This is a genomic window from Pseudomonas sp. SWRI68, assembly GCF_014269165.1.
GTDB lineage: Bacteria > Pseudomonadota > Gammaproteobacteria > Pseudomonadales > Pseudomonadaceae > Aquipseudomonas > Aquipseudomonas capeferrum.
This window is the reverse complement of sequence record NZ_JABWRU010000007.1, coordinates 79,066-99,762: the sequence shown is the minus strand read 5'-3', so window position 1 is coordinate 99,762 and position 20,697 is coordinate 79,066. Positions and strand designations below refer to the sequence as shown.

At 63.7% G+C, this 20,697-nt stretch carries 20 protein-coding genes; 10 read left to right on the top strand and 10 right to left on the bottom strand.

Features of this window, described 5'->3' with window-relative positions:
• Window positions 1–61 precede the first annotated feature (61 nt).
• The gene (gene feaR, locus HU770_RS12910) at window positions 62–1,006 is read left to right on the top strand and encodes a transcriptional regulator FeaR (protein ID WP_186663821.1); all 945 of its coding nucleotides are present in this window, start codon (window positions 62–64) and stop codon (window positions 1,004–1,006) included.
• An 80-nt stretch (window positions 1,007–1,086) separates the two neighbouring features.
• On the opposite strand, the gene HU770_RS12905 is transcribed toward feaR, so the two are convergent.
• Window positions 1,087–2,385, bottom strand: coding sequence for an FAD-binding oxidoreductase (locus HU770_RS12905; protein ID WP_186663820.1), 1,299 nt, complete (start codon window positions 2,383–2,385; stop codon window positions 1,087–1,089).
• A gap of 231 nt (window positions 2,386–2,616) precedes the next feature.
• Here HU770_RS12905 and hpaR (HU770_RS12900) point away from each other — a divergent pair, with 231 nt between their 5' ends.
• From hpaR (HU770_RS12900) to HU770_RS12890, 3 genes are all read left to right on the top strand, one after another.
• Window positions 2,617–3,039, top strand: a complete 423-nt coding sequence (hpaR, locus tag HU770_RS12900) for a homoprotocatechuate degradation operon regulator HpaR (protein WP_186659845.1) — start codon at window positions 2,617–2,619, stop codon at window positions 3,037–3,039.
• Between the two features lie 202 nt (window positions 3,040–3,241).
• Window positions 3,242–4,411, top strand: a complete 1,170-nt coding sequence (locus HU770_RS12895; protein ID WP_033696908.1) for a p-hydroxyphenylacetate 3-hydroxylase oxygenase component — start codon at window positions 3,242–3,244, stop codon at window positions 4,409–4,411.
• Window positions 4,412–4,486: 75 nt separating this feature from the next.
• Window positions 4,487–5,431: a p-hydroxyphenylacetate 3-hydroxylase reductase component gene (locus tag HU770_RS12890; RefSeq protein WP_186659843.1), complete on the top strand. Its 945-nt coding sequence runs from the start codon at window positions 4,487–4,489 to the stop codon at window positions 5,429–5,431.
• A 131-nt stretch (window positions 5,432–5,562) separates the two neighbouring features.
• On the opposite strand, the gene hpaI is transcribed toward HU770_RS12890, so the two are convergent.
• The 8 genes from hpaI to HU770_RS12850 all read right to left on the bottom strand — a co-directional run bounded on the left by hpaI (window position 5,563) and on the right by HU770_RS12850 (window position 12,919).
• Window positions 5,563–6,366, bottom strand: coding sequence for a 4-hydroxy-2-oxoheptanedioate aldolase (hpaI, locus tag HU770_RS12885; RefSeq protein WP_186659841.1), 804 nt, complete (start codon window positions 6,364–6,366; stop codon window positions 5,563–5,565).
• Between the two features lie 10 nt (window positions 6,367–6,376).
• Entirely contained in the window at window positions 6,377–7,180 is an 804-nt protein-coding gene (gene hpaH, locus HU770_RS12880) for a 2-oxo-hept-4-ene-1,7-dioate hydratase (RefSeq protein ID WP_033696913.1), read from the bottom strand.
• Between the two features lie 17 nt (window positions 7,181–7,197).
• The gene (locus HU770_RS12875) at window positions 7,198–8,505 is read right to left on the bottom strand and encodes an MFS transporter (protein WP_186659838.1); all 1,308 of its coding nucleotides are present in this window, start codon (window positions 8,503–8,505) and stop codon (window positions 7,198–7,200) included.
• Between the two features lie 49 nt (window positions 8,506–8,554).
• Complete coding sequence (locus HU770_RS12870; protein WP_186659836.1) at window positions 8,555–8,965, bottom strand: 5-carboxymethyl-2-hydroxymuconate isomerase; 411 nt, start codon at window positions 8,963–8,965, stop codon at window positions 8,555–8,557.
• 59 nt (window positions 8,966–9,024) lie between these two features.
• Window positions 9,025–9,948, bottom strand: a complete 924-nt coding sequence (gene hpaD / locus HU770_RS12865) for a 3,4-dihydroxyphenylacetate 2,3-dioxygenase (protein ID WP_033696920.1) — start codon at window positions 9,946–9,948, stop codon at window positions 9,025–9,027.
• Window positions 9,949–10,017: 69 nt separating this feature from the next.
• On the bottom strand, window positions 10,018–11,478 hold the full coding sequence (hpaE, locus tag HU770_RS12860) for a 5-carboxymethyl-2-hydroxymuconate semialdehyde dehydrogenase (RefSeq protein ID WP_186659834.1): 1,461 nt from the start codon (window positions 11,476–11,478) through the stop codon (window positions 10,018–10,020).
• On the bottom strand, window positions 11,475–12,248 hold the full coding sequence (locus tag HU770_RS12855; RefSeq protein ID WP_186663819.1) for a fumarylacetoacetate hydrolase family protein: 774 nt from the start codon (window positions 12,246–12,248) through the stop codon (window positions 11,475–11,477). The genes hpaE and HU770_RS12855 overlap by 4 nt, the downstream gene beginning before the upstream one ends.
• Before the next feature lie 11 nt (window positions 12,249–12,259).
• The gene (locus HU770_RS12850; RefSeq protein WP_033696928.1) at window positions 12,260–12,919 is read right to left on the bottom strand and encodes a fumarylacetoacetate hydrolase family protein; all 660 of its coding nucleotides are present in this window, start codon (window positions 12,917–12,919) and stop codon (window positions 12,260–12,262) included.
• Between the two features lie 172 nt (window positions 12,920–13,091).
• Here HU770_RS12850 and hpaA point away from each other — a divergent pair, with 172 nt between their 5' ends.
• Both hpaA and hpaR (HU770_RS12840) read left to right on the top strand, forming a co-directional pair.
• Window positions 13,092–13,997 carry a 4-hydroxyphenylacetate catabolism regulatory protein HpaA gene (gene hpaA / locus HU770_RS12845; protein ID WP_186659824.1) on the top strand — a complete coding sequence of 302 codons (906 nt, stop codon included), beginning with the start codon at window positions 13,092–13,094 and terminating at the stop codon, window positions 13,995–13,997.
• Between the two features lie 175 nt (window positions 13,998–14,172).
• Window positions 14,173–14,595, top strand: a complete 423-nt coding sequence (gene hpaR, locus HU770_RS12840) for a homoprotocatechuate degradation operon regulator HpaR (RefSeq protein ID WP_033696931.1) — start codon at window positions 14,173–14,175, stop codon at window positions 14,593–14,595.
• Between the two features lie 57 nt (window positions 14,596–14,652).
• On the opposite strand, the gene HU770_RS12835 is transcribed toward hpaR (HU770_RS12840), so the two are convergent.
• Window positions 14,653–15,741 (bottom strand): asparaginase, encoded by a 1,089-nt coding sequence (locus HU770_RS12835; protein WP_186659822.1) that lies wholly within the window; start codon window positions 15,739–15,741, stop codon window positions 14,653–14,655.
• Window positions 15,742–16,145: 404 nt separating this feature from the next.
• Here HU770_RS12835 and HU770_RS12830 point away from each other — a divergent pair, with 404 nt between their 5' ends.
• Genes HU770_RS12830 through HU770_RS12815 form a run of 4 tightly spaced genes read left to right on the top strand, consistent with a single transcriptional unit; the run spans window position 16,146 to window position 20,696 of the window.
• The gene (locus HU770_RS12830; protein WP_186663818.1) at window positions 16,146–17,102 is read left to right on the top strand and encodes a sugar ABC transporter substrate-binding protein; all 957 of its coding nucleotides are present in this window, start codon (window positions 16,146–16,148) and stop codon (window positions 17,100–17,102) included.
• Window positions 17,103–17,123: 21 nt separating this feature from the next.
• Entirely contained in the window at window positions 17,124–18,677 is a 1,554-nt protein-coding gene (locus HU770_RS12825; RefSeq protein ID WP_186663817.1) for a sugar ABC transporter ATP-binding protein, read from the top strand.
• Complete coding sequence (locus HU770_RS12820; RefSeq protein WP_033696936.1) at window positions 18,674–19,669, top strand: ABC transporter permease; 996 nt, start codon at window positions 18,674–18,676, stop codon at window positions 19,667–19,669. Before HU770_RS12825 ends, HU770_RS12820 begins: the two co-directional genes overlap by 4 nt.
• 4 nt (window positions 19,670–19,673) lie before the next feature.
• Entirely contained in the window at window positions 19,674–20,696 is a 1,023-nt protein-coding gene (locus HU770_RS12815) for a LacI family DNA-binding transcriptional regulator (protein WP_186663816.1), read from the top strand.
• Window position 20,697 lies beyond the last annotated feature (1 nt).

Below are 20,697 nucleotides of genomic sequence, written 5' to 3'. Positions count from 1 at the left end.
CGGCCATTGATAACATGTTAACAATGGCCGCATAACAACAAATTCTGCGTCGAGGGCATCCATGCACACTCAACAACCCAATCGTCAGGGGCTGGAAAGCTGGACCACGGCCATGCAGCAGATCTGCGGCCGTTTCGAGACAGCGCTGGCCTCCAACCATTCCTTGTTCATCGGCGAAGTCTCCACGTTTTCCCGTGCGGGCCTGCCGCTGGCCAACCTGCGCACCAACGCCGGCAACATCCGCCGGCTGGGCGAAAACCCGACCCTGGACGATGACCAGCATTGCTTCCTGGTCAGCCAGCGCATGGGGCATTCGACGGTGGCGCAAGGCGGCATGAGCGTCAGCCTGGCGCCGGGTGAATTGTTGCTGATGGATTCGGTCGGGCGTTGCGAAATCACCCCCAACGGCCTGATCGAACATGTGTCGCTGGCCCTTTCCCGCGAGCAGGTGCGCAAGCATGTGCAAGGCGCGGGGGCAATGTTTGGCAAGATTTCCTCGACCAATGCCTGTGGGCGCATGCTGCATGTGCTGATGGACCAACTGTGCAAGGACGACCATGTCAGTGGCGATGGTGCACAAGGCGATGCGCTGCAGACTGCATTCATTGCGCTGCTCGAGCCGGGCTTCGAGCGTAATGGCGACGGCGCTTGCAACCTGGGGCCGCTCAGTGGTGGCAACCTGCGCAGCTACGTGCAGCAGGTGATTGATGAGTCCCTGTCGCAGCCGGGGCTGACACCGGCCAACCTGGCGGGTCGGCTGAATATTTCGGTTCGCCACCTGTACCGGTTGTTCGAGGAGGAGGGCGACAGCGTCTGCCGCTACATCCAGCGAGCGCGCCTGAAGCGCAGCGCGGACGACTTGGCCAACCCGTTCTTCAAGCGTGAGTCGATTACCTCGATCGCCTACAAGTGGGGCTTTACCGACTCGGCGCATTTCAGCCGCTCGTTCAAGAAACAGTTCGAGCAATCGCCCAAGGACTTCCGCGCACAGGCCATGGTCATGTAGGCCTCAGCTCACCGCCCGTTGTACGCCTTGCCGAGTGGCGGTGAGGGTCATGGCAGTGCTTCAGTAATGAAAGCAAAGGTTCAGCGGCGGCCGTTGAAATAGCCCGAAAGCTGGTGCACGGCTTTGCCGGCGGTAAGCAGTAGCGGGCGGAAATGGTCCTTGCCGAAGATCCGCGCATGCTTGACCGAGCTGACCAGCTCATAGCGTGCCGACCCTTCGTGCATGCCTTCGGCGAGGAGTTTGCAAATAATGTGGCTGGGGGTGACGCCGAAACCCGAATAGCCCTGGACATAGAACGCGTTGGGACGATTGCTCAGCGTACCGATCTGGGGGAACAGGTTGGCGCTGGTGGCCATCGGGCCGCCCCAGGCCAGGTCGATGCGCACGTCCTTGAGGTACGGAAAAATCTTCAGCATCAGGGCGCGGTTCCACGCCTTGAGGTCCAGCGGGATGTGTTCGATGCAGGAGGTGGCGGCGCCGAACAGCAGGCGGTTCTCGCGGGTGACGCGGTAGTAGTCGATCACCGGGCGGATATCGCTGTAGGCGCCACGGATCGGGCTGATTCGCGCGATCAGTTGATCCGGCAGCGGCTCGGTCATCATCTGGAAGGCGTAGGTGTTGACGGTGCGCGCGTGCAGCTCCGGCTCCAGCTTGTTGAGAAAACTGTCGCACGCCCACAGCAGTTTGCTTGCACGTACCGAGCCGCGGCCGGTGCGCACCTTGATACGCTCGCCGTAGGTCACTTCGAGCGCCGGGCTGTGCTCGAAAATGCGCGCACCGTGGCCGACCAGGGCCTGGGCCTCGCCAAGCAGCAGGTTGAGCGAATGCACGTGGCCACCGCCCATGTGCAGCAGGGCACTGCTGTAGGCGTCGCTGCCGATGATCTGGCGCACGTCCGAGCCTTCCAGGTAGCGGATTTCGTCTTGCGAATTGATGGCCTTGAACTGTTTTTCCCACGTGCGCAGGGTGTTCGCCTGGCGGCGATTGAAGCCCATGTAGCCGTAACCATGGCAGAAGTCGGCGTCGATGGCGTAGCGGGCGATGCGCGCCTTGATGATGCCGGCGCCCAGTTCGCTGAGCGCGAAGATTTCCTGCAGGCCCTGGTCGCCGACACTGCTTCTGATCTTCTCCAGGTCATGGCCGATGCCCGCCATGATCTGCCCGCCGTTGCGCCCGGTGCCGCCGAAACCCAAGTAGCGGGCTTCGAGCACGACGATGTTGGTCACACCTTTTTCGGCCAGTTCCAGCGCCGTGTTGATGCCGGAAAACCCGCCACCGATGACCACCACATCCGCCTCGATGTCATGTTCCAAAGTGGGGTAGTTCAAGTTGTACTTTTTGGTTGCGCCGTAATAGGTCGGGCTTTCGAGGGTGATCATGACGCAGCCTGCCGAATGGGAGTTGTGATAGGGCTGTTTCGCAAGCGCACTGGCACATGCGGCCATTGAACGCCTGGCTATCGCCGGGGGTCTTGTCCTTGCCTGCCCTCCGAGTGTAACCAGCCTGCCAGCGTGGCGTACGGCCCCGTCATCGGCAGATTGGTTAATGTATTAATGAGCCTGCGATGGCATACTGGCCTGCTCGCCACTTTCCATGATGCTCGGGCACGCATGACCACACCAAGACCCTCTTTGACCCTGACCCTGCTACAGGCGCGTGAAGCCACGATGGCGTTCTTTCGACCGGCATTGAATGCCCATGACCTCACCGAACAGCAATGGCGGGTCATTCGCATTCTGCGCCAGCAAGGCGAGCTGGAAAGCCATCAGCTTGCCGAGCTTGCCTGCATCCTCAAGCCCAGCATGAGCGGCGTGCTCAAGCGGCTCGAACGCGACGGGGTGGTTGCACGGCGAAAGTCGCCGGAAGACCAGCGGCGGGTGTTCATCACGCTGACCGACAAGGGGCAGCAGGCGTTTCTGGCCATGAGCGAAGAAATGGCCCGCAACTACGACAGGATCCTCAGCCAGTTCGGCGAGGCAAAACTCGAGCAACTGATGCAACTGCTCAACGAGATGAAAAAGATCAGACCGTGATACGCCAACGGCCTTGTTTCATCGGCTGATGGCGCCATGGAAAGTACAATTTTCCCGCCGTAACGTGCATTCCGAGGTTTGGCCTTACCTCACATACTGAACGTGTCATTGCAGACTTCCCGGCTGTTCCTTCGCACCCAAACGCCCGCACCGACGGGCTTGGCGCAGCCGCTGTCGACTATCCAATAACAAGAGACCGTTCATGAAAAAGCCAAACTCCCTGCTGGAAGACCTCACGTCGATCTTGCCGACGATTGCCGCCAATGCTGTGCGCGCGGAGCAGGATCGTAGTGTCCCGGCAGAGAATATCGCGCTGCTCAAAAGCATCGGCATGCACCGCGCCTTCTTGCCAAAGCATTACGGCGGCATGGAGATTTCGCTGCCGCAGTTTGCCCAGTGCATCGCCACGCTGGCAGGCGCCTGCGCCAGCACCGCCTGGGCCATGAGCCTGCTGTGCACCCACAGCCACCAGATGGCGATGTTCTCGCCCAAGCTGCAGCAGGAGGTGTGGCAAGCCAACCCGGATGCAACGGCCAGCAGCAGCATTGCGCCCTTTGGCCGTACCGAAGAGGTCGAAGGCGGCGTGACCTTCAGCGGTGAAATGGGCTGGAGCTCCGGTTGCGACCATGCCGAGTGGGCGATCATGGGGTTCCGCCGGCAGAATGCAGAGGGCACCCAGGACTATTGCTTCGCCATTCTGCCGCGCAGCGATTATGAAATCCGTGATGACTGGTATGCCGTCGGCATGCGTGGCAGCGGCAGCAAGACCTTGATCGTGCGTGACGCCTTCGTGCCGGAGCACCGCATCCAGAAGGCCAAGGACATGATGGAGGGCAAGTCGGCAGGCTTTGGCCTGTACCCGGACAGCAAGATCTTCTTCGCCCCGTACCGCCCCTATTTTGCCAGTGGTTTCTCCACCGTCAGCCTTGGTGTCGCCGAGCGCATGCTGGCGGTGTTCCGCGAGAAAACCCGCAACCGCGTGCGCGCCTACACCGGTGCTGCGGTGGGCGCGGCAACGCCGGCACTCATGCGCCTGGCCGAGTCCACGCATCAAGTCGCCGCCGCACGGGCCCTGCTGGAAAAAAGCTGGGAAGAGATCGCCGAACACAGCGAGCGCCACCAATACCCGACCCGCGCCACCCTGGCGTTCTGGCGCACCAACCAGGGCTATGCCGTGAAGATGTGCATCCAGGCGGTAGACCGGCTGATGGAAGCGGCCGGTGGCGGCGCCTGGTTCGAAAGCAACGAGATGCAGCGCCTGTTCCGCGATGCGCACCTGACCGGTGCCCATGCCTACACCGATTACGACGTGTGCGCGCAAATCCTCGGCCGCGAGCTGATGGGCCTGGAACCTGACCCGGCGATGGTCTGAGCCGCCGGCTGGCCGATCCCCCTTACAAATACAACAACGAACAGGGCAGGCTCTTGGTCTGCCCGGGAGTCTTGCATGTCCAATGAAACCGCAACTGCCACTGGCTTCGATAGCCGTGCCTTCCGCCGCGCGCTGGGCAACTTCGCCACCGGCGTGACCGTTGTCACCGCAGCAGCCCCCGGCGGGCGCACGGTCGGCGTCACCGCCAACAGCTTCAACTCGGTATCGCTGGAGCCGGCGTTGATCTTGTGGAGCATCGACAAACGCTCCACCAGCCACGAGGTGTTCGAGCAAGCGTCGCACTTTGCCGTGAACATTCTGGCGGCGGACCAGATCGAGCTTTCCAACAACTTCGCACGGCCCAAGGACGACCGTTTTGCCGGTGTCGAATGCGAGCAAGGGGCGGGCGGCGCACCGCTGCTGGCCGACTGCTCGGCGCGCTTTCAGTGTGAGAAGTTTCAGCAACTGGACGGTGGTGACCACTGGATACTGATCGGCAAGGTGGTGGCGTTCGATGACTTCGGCCGCTCACCGTTGCTGTACCACCAGGGGGCCTACTCGATGGTGCTGCCCCATACCCGCATGACCCAGCGTGCCGAGGGCCAGGCGCCGAGCAGCCACTTCCAGGGCCGCCTGCAGCACAACCTGTACTACCTGATGACCCAGGCGTTGCGGGCTTACCAGAGTGACTATCAGCCACGGCAACTGAGCACCGGCCTGCGTACCAGCGAAGCGCGGATGCTGATGGTGCTGGAGAACGATGCCGGGCTAGGCCTGAACGACCTGCAGCGTGAAGTGGCGATGCCGGCCCGGGAAATCGAGGAAGCGGTTGCCAACCTCAAGCGCAAGGGGTTGATTGCTGATGAGGAGGGCCGTGTGCGGCTTTCGGTCAAAGGTGTGGATGAGACCGAGATGCTCTGGACCATTGCCAGGGAGCAACAGGACAAGGTGTTTGGGCAGTTCAGTGATGAGCAGCTGCACACCTTCAAGACGGTGTTGAGGGCGATCATCCAGGGGTAGGGCATTGCAGACTGGGGCCGCGTTGCGGCCCTTTCGCGACGCAAGGCCGCTCCTACCGTCAGCGCCATACGCTGTGCCTGTAGGAGCGGCCTTGCGTCGCGAAAGGGGCGCAACGCGCCCCCCAAAGGTTGTCAGTAAACGCCGCCCCCATCACCAACCGCAGACGCCCCCCCCTTGAACGCACCCGCCAACGCCGTGAGCCCACGCATCAGCACCGTGGTATCCACCCCCACCGCCACAAACGCAGCGCCCAACGCAATATAGCGCCGTGCCAGCGTCTGGTCCGCGCTGAGAATCCCCGCCGCCTTGCCCGCCTGGCCGATACGCACGATCGCGTCCTCGATGGCCGCTTGCACTTCAGGATGCCCAGGGTTGCCCCGATGGCCCATGGCGGCGCTCAGGTCGGCCGGGCCGATGAACACACCATCGACACCCTCGACCGCCACGATCTCATCCAGGTTGGCCAGCCCTTCCATGTTCTCGATCTGCACCAGCAAACACATTTGCGCATCAGCCTGGTCGAGGTAGCCGGGGATGCTGTTCCAGCGTGACGCCCGCGCCAGCGCGCTGCCCACGCCGCGTATGCCCTTGGGCGGGTAATGCATGGCCTGCACCAGCTGGCGCGCCTGCGCGGCGCTTTCCACCATCGGCACCAGCAAAGTCTGCGCGCCGATATCCAGCACTTGCTTGATCAGCGCGGTATCGCCAATCACCGGGCGGATCACCGCCTGGCTGGCGTAAGGCGCCACCGCCTGCAACTGCGCGAGCATGCCGCGCAGGTCGTTGGGTGCGTGCTCACCGTCGATCAACAGCCAGTCGAAGCCGGCGTTGGCGGCAAGCTCCGCGCAGTATGCATCGGCCAGGCCGAGCCACAGGCCGATCTGCGCCTCGCCACTGCGCAGGCGTTGTTTGAAACGGTTGACGGGCATGTCCATGGGCAAGTCCTCAGACGAAACGGCAGGCAATCGAGCCGAGTTGGTCGTAGTCGACGTGGAAGGTGTCGCCCGGCCGTGCGGCCACCGGGCGGGTGAAGGAGCCGCCCAGGATGATCTGCCCCGGCTGCAGCGTGACGTCATACGCGGCCAGCTTGTTGGCCAGCCAGGCGACGCCCTTGGCCGGGTGGTTGAGCACCGCAGCGCTGACCCCGGACTCCTCGATCACACCATTGCGGTACAGCACGGCTGGCACCTTGCGCAGGTCGATCTCGGTGGGGCGCACGGCGCGCCCGCCCATCACCACGCCCGCATTGGCGGCGTTGTCGGAAATGGTGTCGAACACCTTGCGTGTGGCCTGGGTCTGCGGGTCGACCTGCTGGATACGGGCGTCGATGATCTCAAGCGCAGGGATCACCCACTCGGTGGCGTCCAGTACATCGAACACCGTGACATTCGGGCCCTTGAGCGGCTTGCCGAGAATGAAGGCCAGCTCCACTTCGACGCGCGGCACGATGAACCGCTCGAAGGGGATGTCGGTGCCTTCATCGAACAGCATGTCGTCCAGCAGGGCGCCGTAGTCAGGCTCGGTGATGTTCGACGACACCTGCATGGCGCGTGAGGTCAGGCCGATCTTGTGGCCGACCAGCTTGCGCCCGGCCGCGATCTTCTTGGCGACCCAGGCGCGCTGGATGGCGTAGGCATCTTCGATAGTGATAGCGGGTTGGTCGAGCGAGAACTGGCGCACCTGTTCGCGCGTGCGCTCGGCCTGGTCGAGGCGCTCGGCCGCCTGTTGAATGAAAGCGTTATCAAGCATGGTCAGAGTCTCTGCGTTCAAGGGTTGACGATGGCGGCGCGGGTGCGCAGCACCAGCAGGCCGCCGAGGGTGATGAAAGTGGCGAGCACATACAGCGCAAGGCTGGCGCTTTGCGTGGTGTCGCGGACCCAGCCGATGAAGTACGGTGTGGCGAACGAGGCGATGCTGCCCAGCGAGCTGATCAGGGCAATGCCAGCCGCCTGGGTACGGTCATTGAGAAACGCCGGTGGCAGTTGCCAGAACATCGGCAGGGCGGCGCTCGCACCCATGCCTGCCAGTACCAGGCCGGCCAATACCGGCAGCGGCTGAGAGGGCGCAAGGGCGGCGATCGCGATACCGGCAGCGGCCATCAACAGCGGGATGGACAAGTGCCAGCGGCGCTCGCGGTGGCGGTCGGACGAGCGCCCGCAGGCCAGCATGAACACGCAGCCGGCCAGGTACGGCACGGCGCTGAGCAGGCCGACACTGGCGTCGCTGGCGATGCCGGCGGTGTGGATCAGGCTGGGCATCCAGAATGCCAAGGTGTTCACCGCCAGCATCACCGCGCTGTACACCGCCACCAGCAACCACAGCGCAGGGCTGGCGAGGATGCCGGCGAACGAGGTAACCGGCTTGCGCTGTTCTTCCTGGCCGAACTGGGCGCGCAGGGCGGCTTTTTGCTGCGCGTCGAGCCAGTTCACCTGCTCGAAGCGTTCCGGCAGGGTGGCCAGCACCACCAGGCCAAGCAGGATGACCGGTGCGCCTTCGAGCAGGAACATCCACTGCCAGCCACGCAGGCCCGCAGCGTCATGCATGAAGGCCAGAATACCGCCAGACAGCGGCCCGCCGACCACCCCCGCCAGCGGCACGGCGATGGCGAACAGCGCGGTGATCTGCGCCCGGCGGCCGGCCGGGTACCAACGGTTGAGGTACACCAGAATGCCTGGGAAGAACCCGGCTTCGGCCGCGCCCAGGGCGAAGCGCAGCAGGTAGAACGCGCTGCTGCTCTCGATCAGCAGCATGCAGGTCGACAGCGCGCCCCACACCACCATCAGGCTGGCGATCCAGCGCCGTGGGCCGAAGCGTTCGAGCATCAGGTTGCTGGGCACAGCGAACAGCGCGTAGGCAATGAAAAACAGCCCGGCGCCCAGCCCGTAGACCGTGTCGGACAGGTGCAGGTCCTGGCTCATCTGCATCTTGGCGAAGCCGATGTTGATGCGGTCCAGGTGGGCGAACAGGTAACACACCAGCAGCAGCGGCATCAGCCGCCAGGTGACGGCCCGGTGTGTACTGTCGATGAGTGTGGCTTGCGCCGTGCTGCGCGAGGCGTGCTCCAGTGTGCTCATATTCTTGTACTTGTAGTGGAGGAGACGTTGAGAGGGGCTGGCGGTGGCTTCAGGCCGGCCTGTTGAATAGCGGGTGCAGGGTGCTGTGCTTGGCGTCGTAGACCTGCGCGGTGCTCTCGTCGATCTGCACGGTGATGCCGATCGGGCGTTGCTGCAGCAGCCCGTCCAGGTGGTGTTTGAGCACTTGCAGCAGGCTGTCGCCCACCGTTTTGTGAACCTCGGCAGCGCGGCCGCTGCCCATCCGCAGGTTGGCGTACAGGAAGCCATAGTCGCCGTTGCCATCGGCTACCGCGCAGTGGGCGGCGGGGTAGGCCAGCACGCGCGTACCGCCGGTGGGGAATACCGCCTTGCCGGCGGCATCGCGCTGTTCAAGCATGGTGTCGGCCAGGGCGCGGCACAGGGCCGGGATGTCGGCGTCGGCTTCCAGGTCGGGGGTGTAGAGTAGAACCAGGTGTGGCATGAAGGGCATCCTCAGGGCAGGAATGCCTGGCCGCCGGGCAGGGCGGCCAGGCAGCGGGGTCACAGGCGGCTGGTGGAAAGCACAGCGGCCGGGTTGGCGGCCTGTGCGGCGGGAATGGCCGAACCATCCTGGGGGGTGACCGGGAAGATCGCGTTGATCTGGCCGGTGCCCGACGAGCCGAAGTAGGGCGTTACCACGTCGGCCTTGCCGTCGTACTTCGACCAGCCCAATGCGCCGAGCAGCATTGCGGTGTCATGCATGAACCCTTCGCCGTGGCCCTTGGCAGCGTATTCGGGGAGCATGCCGCAGAAGTCCTCCCATTCGGCGTTTTCCCACATCTTCACCACGCGGTGGTCCAGGGTTTCCAGGAATGGGCTCCACACCTTGGTGGCGAAGTCCGGCGCCTGGCCGTTCTGCGCGAAGCGGTGTGACAGCGAACCGCTGGCCAGGAACGCCACGGTGCCGTCGTAGTGGTCTTCCACGGCCTTGCGCATGGCCCAGCCGAGGCGCGCACTGTCGGCCAGGTAGTGGGAGGTGCACAGCGCCGAGACCGAGACCACCTTGAAGTGCTGGTCCTGGTTCATGTAGCGCATCGGTACCAGGGTGCCGTACTCCGGGCCCAGGGTGGTGGCGTGGTGGGCCATGGTCTCGACGTTGAAGCGGTTGCACGCTTCGGCCAGGATCAGCCCCAGGTCCTTGTTGCCCGGGAACTCGTACGCCATGTTGCTGATGAAGTGCGGCAGTTCATTGGAGGTGTAGACCCCCTTGAAGTGCTCACCACAGAGGATGTGGTAGTTGGCATTGACCAGCCAGTGGGTGTCGAACACCACAATCGTGTCGACCCCCAGCTCACGGCAGCGTCGGCTGATCTCGTAGTGCCCGTCGATGGCGGCTTGCCGAAAGCCCTGACGCGGGCCAGGCAGCTCGGACAGGTACATGCTGGGCACGTGAGTGATTTTGGCTGCGAGCGCCACTTTACCCATGATCAGACTCCTTATTCTTGTAAGTCCCGCAGCGCCGCGGCGGGTTTGCTCGGCGCTGCAGGAGGATGATCACACGCCCCAGCGCGGGATGTGGTGGCTGCCCATGGAAATGCACACGTTCTTGATCTCGGCGAACACTTCGAAGCTGTATTGCCCGCCTTCGCGACCGGTGCCGGAGCCTTTCACGCCGCCGAACGGTTGGCGCAGGTCACGTACGTTCTGGCTGTTGATGAACACCATGCCGGCTTCGATGCCGCGCGCCAGGCGGTGGGCCTTGCCGATGTCCTGGGTCCAGATGTAGGAGGCCAGGCCGTACTCGGTGTCGTTGGCCAGCTGCAGCGCTTGGGCCTCGTCCTTGAACGGGATCAGGCACACCACCGGGCCGAAGATTTCTTCCTGGGCGATGCGCATGCTGTTGTTCACGTCGGCGAACACGGTCGGCTGGATGAACTGCCCCTTGGCCAGGTGCGCTGGCAGGTTGGCCGGGCGCTCCAGGCCGCCTGCGACCAGGCGTGCGCCTTCCTCGATACCGATGCGGATGTAGCCGGTGACCTTGTCGTAGTGCTGCTGGGTGATCATAGAGCCGACTTGGGTTTTCGGGTCGGTCGGGTCACCGACGATCAGGCGCTTGGCGCGGGCAGCGAACTCGGCCACGAACTGCGGGTACACGCTTTCCTGGATGAAGATGCGGCTGCCGGCGGTGCAGCGTTCGCCGTTCAGCGAGAAGATGGTGAACAAGGCCGCGTCCAGGGCGCGCTCTAGGTCGGCGTCCTCGAAGATCAGCACCGGTGACTTGCCGCCCAGCTCCATCGAGTACTTCTTCAGGCCTGCGGTCTGCATGATCTTCTTGCCGGTGGCGGTGCCGCCGGTGAACGAAATCGCCCGCACGTCCGGGTGACGCACCAGCGCATCGCCGGCAGTGGCGCCATAGCCCTGGATCACGTTGAGCACACCGTTGGGGATGCCGGCTTCAACGGCCAGGCGGCCGAGTTCATTGGCGGTCAGCGGCGACAGCTCGCTCATCTTCAGCACCGCGGTGTTGCCCAGCGCCAGGCACGGCGCGGTCTTCCAGGTGGCGGTCATGAACGGCACGTTCCACGGCGACACCAGGGCGCAGACACCCACCGGCTGGTACAGGGTGTAGTTGAGCATCTGGTCGTCAACGGGGTAGCTGTGGCCGTCCATGCGCGTGCACACTTCGGCGAAGAAGTCGAAGTTGTGCGAGGCACGCGGGATCAGCACGTTCTTGGTCTGGTGGATCGGCAGGCCGGTATCGAGGGTTTCCAGCTCGGCCAGTTTCGGCACGTTCTGCTCGATCAGCTCACCCAGCTTGCGCATCAGGCGGGCGCGTTCCTTGGCCGGGGTGTTGGCCCATTTCGGGAAGGCTTCCTTGGCCGCAGCAACCGCCTGGGCCACTTCCTCGGCACCGCCGCTGGCGACTTCGCAGATGGCATCGCCGGTGGCCGGGTTGTAGTTGACGAAGGTGTCTTTGCTCTCGACCTCACGGCCGTTGATCCAGTGCTTGATCATGCTGCTGATGCCTTGTTGTTCTTGAAGAAGTCAGCTTCGCTGACGATACGGTTGACCAGGCGGCCGACGCCTTCTACCTCCACCACCACTTCATCGCCCGGCACCACGTCGGCCAAGCCCTCCGGGGTGCCGGTGGCGATCATGTCGCCAGGTTGCAGGGTCATGAAGCTGGAGAAGTATTCGATCAGGTAGGGGATGTCGAAAATCATGTCCGAGGTGCTGCCTTCCTGCTTCAGCTCGCCGTTGATCCAGGTGCGCAGTTTCAGGTTGCTTACATCCGGCACGTCGGCGGCGTCGACGATCCACGGGCCGACCGGGGTGGTGGCGTCGCGGTTCTTCACCCGTAGGTTGGGGCGGTAGTAGTTCTCCAGGTAGTCGCGGATGGCGTAGTCGTTGCAAACGGTGTAGCCGGCAACGTAGCCCAGGGCATCCTCGCGCTTGACGTTCTTCGCCGTTTTACCGATGACCGCGACCAACTCGCACTCGTAGTGCATGTAGGCGACGTTATCTGGGCGCCAGGTGACCTGCTTGTGGCCGGTGTAGGTGCCGGGCGACTTGATAAACGCCAGCGGCTCGGTGGGCGGCGAGAAGGCAAGCTCGGCGGCGTGGTCGGCGTAGTTCAGGCCAAGGGCGAACATGCTGCCGGTGGCCGGCGGCAACCAGGTCACTTGGTCTTCATGCACCAGACGGCCATCGGCCAGACGCAGGTGCTCGTCTTCGACGGTGACGGTGTGGGCTTGGCCGTCGAACTGGATACGGGCGTGTTTCACAGGGTGAGTCCTCATTCGGCGACGATGTGGTTGGTGAGCTTGCCCAGGCCGTCGATTTCGACCTCGACGCGATCGCCCGGCTGCACATCGACGCGGCCTTCGGGGGTGCCGGTGATCAGGATGTCGCCTGCATGCAGGGTCATGAATTCGCTGAGTTCGGCGATCAACTGGGCCACTGTGCGCACGCAGTTGGCGGTGGTGTTGTGCTGGCGCAGTTCACCGTTGACCCACAGGCGCAGGCCGAGGGCGTCCGGGTTGGCGACCTGGGCCGCAGGCACCAGCTCGGGGCCGACCGGGCAGAAGCCATCGCGGCACTTGGCCTTGACCGCAGGGCGGTAGTAGCTGGTTTCAGGCAGGCTGATTTCGTTGACGATGGTGTAGCCCGCCACATAGGCGAGTGCGTCTTCGGCGCTGACCCGGCTGGCGTCCTTGCCGATCACCACGCCCAGCGCAGGGCCCGGTTGCAGGCGCTCGACACCGGCCGGGTACAGCACATTGCCCTCATGGTGATTGCGGGTGTTGGGCGTCTTGATGAACAGCACCGGCTTGACGGGCGGTTGTTTGTAGGGCGCTTCGTGAAACGCCGCTTCGTGCTGCTGCAGCAGACCCTGGTAGTTCAGCGCAACGCCGAACAGGGTGCCGGTCGCAACGTCATGCAGGGCATGGCTCATGCTTTTCTCCAGGCGGTGCAGGGCGGTGGTCGCTCTGCCGAGATTGTTAACGTGTTAATGTTATAGTTAATATGTTAACGAAGGTCAACACATCCGTCAGTGGTATCTGCCGGGCAGCCGGGGCACCATGGGTGAACGTCAACACGGTCAAGCGATTTGCGGGTAAGCAGGCATGAGCGATCGGCATCCGATTCCGAACATCAACATCGGCCAGGTCTACGACCAGCGCTACAGTGACAGCGAGGTGCATTACGACCGGCTGGGCAACCTTGCCGGGTTCTTCGGGCGCAACATGCCCGTGCACCGTCACGACCGGTTTTTTCAGGTGCATTACGTGAAGTCCGGCACGGTGCGGGTGTACCTGGACGATCAGCAGTACATCGAGTCGGGGCCGATGTTTTTCCTGACGCCGCCGACGGTGGCGCACGCCTTCGTCACCGAGGCGGACAGCGACGGCCATGTGCTGACGGTGCGTCAGCAGCTGGTCTGGCAATTGATCGAAGCGGACGCCAGCCTGCTGCCGGCGGGGGTGCAGGTACAGCCTGCCTGCGTTGCCCTGGGCAACGTGCCGGCCGCGTACACGGCCGAGGCGCGCCGGCTGGAGCGCTGGCTGGATGCGCTCAGCGATGAGTTTGCCAGCCCCCACCCGGGGCGCGAGGCGGCGCTGCAGTCGCTGACCCGGCTGATCATGGTCAGCTTGCTGCGGCTGTGCCCCAACTCGCTGGAGTCGACGCCGGCCCGGCATGAAGACCTGAAAATCTTCCACCGCTTCAATGCGTTGATCGAGGCGCACTACCTTGAGCATTGGCCGCTGGCGCAGTACGCACAACAGATCGGCGTGACCGAAGCACGCCTTAACGATGTGTGCCGGCGCATTGCCGACTTGCCGTCCAAACGCCTGGTGCTTGAGCGGCTGATGCAGGAGGCCAAGCGCCTGCTGTTGTTTTCCGGCAGCACGGCAAACGAAATCTGCTACCAGCTGGGCTTCAAGGACCCGGCCTATTTCAGCCGGTTCTTCAACCGTTACGCCAAGCTCACGCCCGGCGAATACCGCCAGCGGCAAGCCCAGTTGCAGTGATATGGCCACGTCGGTACGCCCGGATCGGGTTGTGGGTGTTTGATCCGGATGGTCGCAGCTTGCCCCTTGGCCTTGAATGGGTTTTCCATGGAACAGATTGCACTTTCCAGGTGCCTTGTCCCTTTTCGCCTATGCCCCTAATCTTGCCCGTTGTACTCCTATCACAGGCGCCAACATGACCAAGACTCAACCCTCGCTGACGCTGAGCCTGCTGCAGGCCAGGGAGGCTGCGATGGCATTTTTCAGGCCATTGCTGAACGAACATGACCTGACCGAACAACAGTGGCGAGTCATCCGTATCCTCAGCCAGCAGGGCGAACTGGAAAGCTACCAGCTTGCGCACCTGGCCTGCATTCTCAAGCCGAGCATGACCGGGGTATTGAGCCGCCTCGAGCGCGACGGCCTGGTGCGCCGGCAAAAGGCCGCCCAGGACCAGCGGCGCATGTTCGTGAGCCTGACCGAACGTGGCGAGGCCTGCTTCGAGTCGATGCGCGAGGGTATGGAGGCCAACTACCGCAAGATCCAGCAGCAGTTCGGCGAAGACAAGCTGGAGCAACTGATGGGCTTGCTGAATGAGCTCAAGCGCGTTGCGCCGTAGGCTTGGCTGAAGGGAAGGGCCGGCGCAGGCAGCGCACCGGCCTTGCTGCTACAGCACTCAGTATTCCCAGAAGATACGCTGCAGCTCTTTGCTGTCCTGGGTCTTGGTCATTGCCACCATGGCCAGGATGCGGGCTTTTTGCGGGTTGAGGTCGTGGGCCACGACCCAGTCGTTCTTGTCGTCAGGCTGCTCGGCGTTACGCAGCACGAAACCGCCCTGGTTGACGTGGGACGAACGGATGATCTGCACGCCGTTCTTGCGCATCTCTTGCAGCGCCGGCACTACCCGCGACGACACCGAGCCATTACCGGTACCGGCATGGATGATCGCCTTGGCGCCGTTCTGCGCCAGTGCCTTGTAGGCGGTGTCGGTCACGTTGCCGTAGCCGTAGGCGATGTCGACGGCAGGCAGGCTGCTGATCTGCTTGATGTCGAATTCCGAATTGACCGTGTGGCGCTTGGCCGGCAGGCGGAACCAGTAGGATTTGCCTTCCACCACCATGCCCATTGGGCCCCAGGCGCTCTTGAATGCTTCGGTCTTGATGTTGACCGACTTGCTGACATCGCGGCCGGACTGGATTTCATCGTTCATGGTCACCAGTACGCCTTTGCCGCGCGACTGCTTGTCGCTGGCCACGGCCACGGCGTTGTACAGGTTGAGCATGCCGTCTGCCGACATGGCGGTACCGGGGCGCATCGAGCCGACCACCACGATGGGCTTGTCGGTCTTCTCTACCAGGTTGAGGAAGTAGGCGGTCTCTTCCAGGGTGTCGGTACCGTGGGTGATGACGATGCCGTCGACGTCGTTGCTCTCGGCCAGTTCGGCGACGCGCTTGCCCAGTTTCAGCAGGTCTTCGTTGGTGATGCTCTCGGAGGCGATCTGCATCACCTGTTCGCCGCGCACATTGGCCAGGTCTGCCAGCTCCGGCACGCCGGCGATCAGCTTGTCGACGCCAAGCTTGGCGGCCTGGTAGGTGGCACTGTTGGCCGCGCTGGCGCCCGCGCCGGCAATGGTGCCGCCGGTGGCGAGGATGACCACGTTGGCCAGTTTCTGTTGGGTTTCGGCTTCCTTGGCCGAAGCCGTGGTCGGCAGGATCAGCAGCAGAGCGAGTGCGCTGGGGGCAAAGGTTTTAAGTGCAGCATTCATAGTTATTGTTCTCTCTTCCTAATGAGGCGATTGCTGAAGTGCAACAAACGCTAGGCATGTTTCGTACCAGCCTAGATGCGGCTTGTGGTAGGAGCGGCCTTGCGTCGCGAAAGGGCCGCAAGGCGGCCCCCGGATTTAGGCGTCGCTGCGGATATCCCGGGGCCGCTATGCGGCCCTTTCGCGACGCAAGGCCGCTCCTACAAACATCAGGTTTGATTCGGGATCCCGAACAAGAATAGGAAAACCTGTTCGGTTTTTCGGATAAATTCCGGATACTCTGCCCCAGGGCGTGACTCAGGCCCAGCCAGCCAAACGGATTTGACAAAACCAGGTCCTGTTTCCATAGTGAGTCAACGCAAACGTTTGCGATCCGATAAAAAACACAAGATTCGGAGTCATCGTCCATGAAACTGCCGTTCCCCGGTCGTCTGCTGGCCCTCGCTGTCGTCTCCACCCTGTCCCTGGCCCTGCCGCTGTCTGAGGCCCACGCCGAAGAAAAACCCAAAGTCGCCCTGGTGATGAAGTCCCTGGCCAACGAATTCTTCCGCACCATGGAAGACGGCGCCAAGGATTATCAAAAAGCCCACGCCAGTGATTTCGACCTGGTCGCCAACGGCATCAAGAACGAAACCGACACCGGCGAGCAGATCCGCATCGTCGAGAACATGGTCAATTCGGGGGTCAAGGCGCTGGTGATTGCGCCGGCGGACTCCAAGGCCCTGGTTTCTGCGGTTAAAAAAGCCATGGACAAAGGCGTGGTGGTGATCAACATCGACAACCGCCTTGACCCCGAGTTGCTCAAGAGCAAAGGCATCAGCGTGCCCTTCGTCGGCCCCGACAACCGCAAGGGCGCACGCATGGTCGGTGACTACCTGGCCCAGCAAAAGCTCAAGGCCGGTGACCAGGTTGGCATCATCGAAGGCGTGTCGACCACCACCAACGCTCAGCAGCGCACGGCAGGCTTCAAGGATGCCATGGACGCTGCGCAGATGAAGATCGTCGCGGTGCAGTCCGGCAACTGGGAAATCGACAAAGGCAACGCCGTCGCCGCCGCCATGCTCAACGAATACCCCGATCTCAAGGCCCTGCTGGCCGGTAACGACAGCATGGCCCTGGGCGCAGTGTCGGCGGTGCGTGCGGCAGGCAAGGCCGGCAAGGTACAAGTGGTCGGTTACGACAACATCAATGCCATCAAGCCGATGCTCGAGGATGGCCGCGTGCTCGCCACCCTCGACCAGGCCGCCAGCCAGCAGGCGGTGTTCGGTATCCAGGCGGCGCTGAAGATGATCAACGGCGAGAAGCCGGGCGTGGATGCCGACAACGTCATCCAGACCCCGGTCGAACTCATCACCCAGCCCTGATACCCGCCAGGAGAGAGGGCCATGCCTGCTACGGCAAATGAAGTGGTGCTCACCGCCAGCGGGCTGGGCAAGACCTACGCCCAGCCCGTGCTCGGTGACGTCTGCCTGAGCCTGCGGGCCGGTGAAGTGCTGGCCCTGACGGGCGAGAACGGCGCCGGCAAGAGCACCTTGTCCAAGCTCATCAGTGGCCTCGAAGTGCCCACCACCGGGCACATGACCTACCGCGGCCAGGCCTACGCACCCGGCAGCCGCAGCGAGGCGGAGCGCCTCGGTGTGCGCATGGTCATGCAGGAACTCAACCTGCTGGCGACGTTGACCGTGGCCGAAAACCTGTTCCTCGACAACCTGCCCAGCCGCTTCGGCTGGATCAGCCACAAGCGCCTGCGCCAACTGGCCACGGCGGCCATGGCCCAGGTCGGCCTGGACGCCATCGACCCGGACACGCCAGTCGGAGAGCTGGGCATCGGCCATCAGCAGATGGTCGAGATCGCCCGCAACCTGATCGGCGATTGCCACGTGCTGATCTTCGACGAACCCACTGCCATGCTAACCGCCCGCGAGGTGGAGCTGTTGTTCACCCAGATCGAGCGACTGCGCCAGCGCGGCGTGGCCATCGTCTATATCTCCCATCGCCTTGAAGAACTGCAGCGCGTGGCGCAGCGGATTGTGGTGCTGCGCGACGGCAAGCTGGTGTGCGACGAACCGATCCAGCGTTACAGCAGCGCCGAGTTGGTCAACCTGATGGTCGGCCGCGAGCTGGGCGAACACATCGATCTGGGCCGCCGCGAGATTGGCGCGCCGTTGCTGCAGGTCGATCGGCTCAGCCGCGGCGACAAGGTGCGCGACGTGTCATTCCAGGTCAGGGCAGGGGAGATCTTCGGTATCTCCGGCCTGATCGGCGCCGGCCGCACCGAGCTGCTGCGCCTGATCTACGGTGCCGACCGCGCCGACAGCGGCAGCATCGCGCTGGGCCAGCCGCCACAGGCCGTGACGATCGACTCACCGAAGGCGGCGGTAAAAGCCGGCATCGCCCTGATTACCGAAGACCGCAAAGGCGAGGGCCTGCTGTTGACCCAGTCGATCAGCGCCAATATCGCCTTGGGCAACCTCGGCGCGGTATCGCGTGCCGGTGTGCTGGACGGCGCGGCAGAAAGGGCCCTGGCCGAGCGCCAGATTCAGGCCATGCGCATCCGCAGCGCCGGCCCGCACCAGGCCGTGGGTGAATTGTCGGGCGGCAACCAGCAAAAGGTGGTAATCGGCCGCTGGCTGGAGCGTGATTGCCAGGTGCTGCTGTTTGACGAGCCGACCCGAGGCATCGACGTCGGCGCCAAATTCGACATCTACGGCCTGCTGGCTGAGCTGGCGCGCCAGGGTAAGGCCCTGGTGGTGGTGTCCAGCGACCTGCGCGAACTGATGCTGATCTGCGACCGCATTGCCGTGCTGTCGGCCGGCCGCCTGATCGACACGTTCGAGCGTGACCACTGGAGCCAGGACCAGCTACTTGCCGCCGCCTTTGCCGGCTATCAGAAACGTGACGCACTGCTGCATGACGCAGCGCCCAGGACGGATGCATGAAAACCACCCCCCTCGACAGCCAAAGCGCCGCCCCCGTGCGCCGCACTGGCACGTATTTCGGCCTGGGCACCTACCTGGGCCTGGCCGGCGCCTTATTGGCGATGATCGTGCTGTTCTCGTTTCTCAGCAGCCACTTCTGGTCGTACGCCACCTTCAGCACCCTCGCCAATCAGATCCCCGACCTGATGGTACTGGCGGTCGGCATGACCTTCGTGCTGATCATCGGCGGCATCGACCTGTCGGTCGGCTCGGTGCTGGCGCTGGCGGCCTCCACGGTCAGCGTGGCCATTCTCGGCTGGGGCTGGGGCGTGCTGCCCTCGGCGTTGCTCGGCATGGCCGTGGCCGCCCTGGCTGGCAGCATCACCGGTGGCGTCACCGTGGCCTGGCGTATCCCGTCGTTCATTGTCTCGCTCGGCGTACTGGAGATGGCGCGCGGTCTGGCCTATCAGTTCACCGACTCGCGTACTGCCTATATCGGCGACGCCTACGCCTGGTTCTCCGACCCGGTCGCGTTCGGCATCTCGCCGGCCTTCATCATCGCCTTGCTGGTGATCGTGCTGGCGCACCTGGTGCTGACCCGTACGGTGTTCGGCCGCTACTTGATCGGTATCGGCACCAATGAAGAGGCCGTGCGCCTGGCCGGCATCGACCCGCGCCCCTACAAAGTGCTGGTGTTCGCCCTGATGGGCCTGCTAGCCGGCCTGGCAGCGCTGTTCCAGATCTCACGCCTGGAAGCCGCCGACCCCAACGCCGGGTCGGGCCTGGAGCTGCAGGTGATCGCCGCCGTGGTAATCGGTGGCACCAGCTTGATGGGTGGGCGCGGCTCAGTGATCAGTACCTTCTTTGGCGTGCTGATCATCTCGGTGCTGGCCGCAGGGCTTGCGCAGATCGGCGCGTCGGAACCCACCAAACGCATCATCACCGGGGCGGTGATCGTCATCGCCGTGGTGCTCGACACTTACCGTAGCCGGCGTGCAGGCCGGCGGAACTGAAAACATGGCAACCATTAAAGATGTCGCGGCACTGGCGGGTATTTCCTACACCACCGTGTCCCATGTACTGAACAAGACCCGCCCCGTCAGTGAACAGGTGCGCCTGAAGGTCGAGGCCGCCATCGTCGAACTCGACTACGTGCCCAGTGCCGTGGCGCGTTCGCTCAAGGCGCGCAGCACCGCCACCATCGGTTTGCTGGTGCCCAACAGCGTGAACCCGTATTTCGCCGAACTGGCACGAGGCATCGAAGACGCCTGCGAGCGTAACGGCTACTGCGTGATCCTGTGCAACTCCGACGACAACCCGCAAAAGCAGCGCAGCTACCTACGTGTGCTGCTGGAGAAACGCATCGACGGCCTGGTGGTGGCGTCCGTGGGCGAGGACAGCGACCTGCTGCACAGCCTGGCCTGCGTGCGCACGCCGATGGTCATCGTCGACCGTGAGCTGGATGGCGTCGACGCTGACCTGGTACGCATCGACCACGAGCACGGCGCCTACCTCGCCACCCGGCACCTGCTTGAGCTTGGCCATCGCGACATCGCCTACATCGGCGGCCCGTCCGAAACCGGCGTCAGCCAACTGCGCCTGGCCGGTTTCCGTCGCGCCATGGGCGAGGCGGGCGCAGCGGTGGGGGCGAGCCGCGTGCTGCATTGCGACTTCACCAGCCCGGGCGGCCACGGGGCGGCGGCACAGTTGCTGGATGGCAACCGGCCCACGGCGATTTTTGCCGGCAACGACATGATCGGCTTTGGCGTGCTGCGCGCTGCGGCCGAGCGCAATATCAACGTACCGGGCGAGCTGTCGGTGATCGGCTTCGATGACATCGAGCTCAGCCGCTACGTGTACCCGCCGCTGACCACCGTGGGCCAGTCGATCCGCGAGCTGGGCGAAAGCGCTGCTGCATTGCTGCTTTCACGCATCGCCACGCCCCGGCAAGGCTCGGCGGAGCAACGCATCGTTGCCCCGCGCATCGTGCAGCGCGAGTCCACCGGGCCACGCCCGGACCTGTTCAATGATTACCGCTAAG

What these genes read in the sequence shown, in the direction of transcription:
- HU770_RS12870 (WP_186659836.1), bottom strand. Translation starts at nt 8,965, where the DNA reads ATGCCACACCTGGTTCTACTCTACACCCCCGACCTGGAAGCCGACGCC.
- HU770_RS12905 (WP_186663820.1), bottom strand. Translation starts at nt 2,385, where the DNA reads ATGATCACCCTCGAAAGCCCGACCTATTACGGCGCAACCAAAAAGTAC.
- HU770_RS12830 (WP_186663818.1), top strand. Translation starts at nt 16,146, where the DNA reads ATGAAACTGCCGTTCCCCGGTCGTCTGCTGGCCCTCGCTGTCGTCTCC.
- HU770_RS12815 (WP_186663816.1), top strand. Translation starts at nt 19,674, where the DNA reads ATGGCAACCATTAAAGATGTCGCGGCACTGGCGGGTATTTCCTACACC.
- hpaR (WP_186659845.1), top strand. Translation starts at nt 2,617, where the DNA reads ATGACCACACCAAGACCCTCTTTGACCCTGACCCTGCTACAGGCGCGT.
- hpaE (WP_186659834.1), bottom strand. Translation starts at nt 11,478, where the DNA reads ATGATCAAGCACTGGATCAACGGCCGTGAGGTCGAGAGCAAAGACACC.
- HU770_RS12895 (WP_033696908.1), top strand. Translation starts at nt 3,242, where the DNA reads ATGAAAAAGCCAAACTCCCTGCTGGAAGACCTCACGTCGATCTTGCCG.
- HU770_RS12875 (WP_186659838.1), bottom strand. Translation starts at nt 8,505, where the DNA reads ATGAGCACACTGGAGCACGCCTCGCGCAGCACGGCGCAAGCCACACTC.
- hpaI (WP_186659841.1), bottom strand. Translation starts at nt 6,366, where the DNA reads ATGGACATGCCCGTCAACCGTTTCAAACAACGCCTGCGCAGTGGCGAG.
- hpaA (WP_186659824.1), top strand. Translation starts at nt 13,092, where the DNA reads ATGAGCGATCGGCATCCGATTCCGAACATCAACATCGGCCAGGTCTAC.
- feaR (WP_186663821.1), top strand. Translation starts at nt 62, where the DNA reads ATGCACACTCAACAACCCAATCGTCAGGGGCTGGAAAGCTGGACCACG.
- hpaH (WP_033696913.1), bottom strand. Translation starts at nt 7,180, where the DNA reads ATGCTTGATAACGCTTTCATTCAACAGGCGGCCGAGCGCCTCGACCAG.
- hpaR (WP_033696931.1), top strand. Translation starts at nt 14,173, where the DNA reads ATGACCAAGACTCAACCCTCGCTGACGCTGAGCCTGCTGCAGGCCAGG.
- HU770_RS12850 (WP_033696928.1), bottom strand. Translation starts at nt 12,919, where the DNA reads ATGAGCCATGCCCTGCATGACGTTGCGACCGGCACCCTGTTCGGCGTT.
- HU770_RS12820 (WP_033696936.1), top strand. Translation starts at nt 18,674, where the DNA reads ATGAAAACCACCCCCCTCGACAGCCAAAGCGCCGCCCCCGTGCGCCGC.
- hpaD (WP_033696920.1), bottom strand. Translation starts at nt 9,948, where the DNA reads ATGGGTAAAGTGGCGCTCGCAGCCAAAATCACTCACGTGCCCAGCATG.
- HU770_RS12835 (WP_186659822.1), bottom strand. Translation starts at nt 15,741, where the DNA reads ATGAATGCTGCACTTAAAACCTTTGCCCCCAGCGCACTCGCTCTGCTG.
- HU770_RS12825 (WP_186663817.1), top strand. Translation starts at nt 17,124, where the DNA reads ATGCCTGCTACGGCAAATGAAGTGGTGCTCACCGCCAGCGGGCTGGGC.
- HU770_RS12890 (WP_186659843.1), top strand. Translation starts at nt 4,487, where the DNA reads ATGTCCAATGAAACCGCAACTGCCACTGGCTTCGATAGCCGTGCCTTC.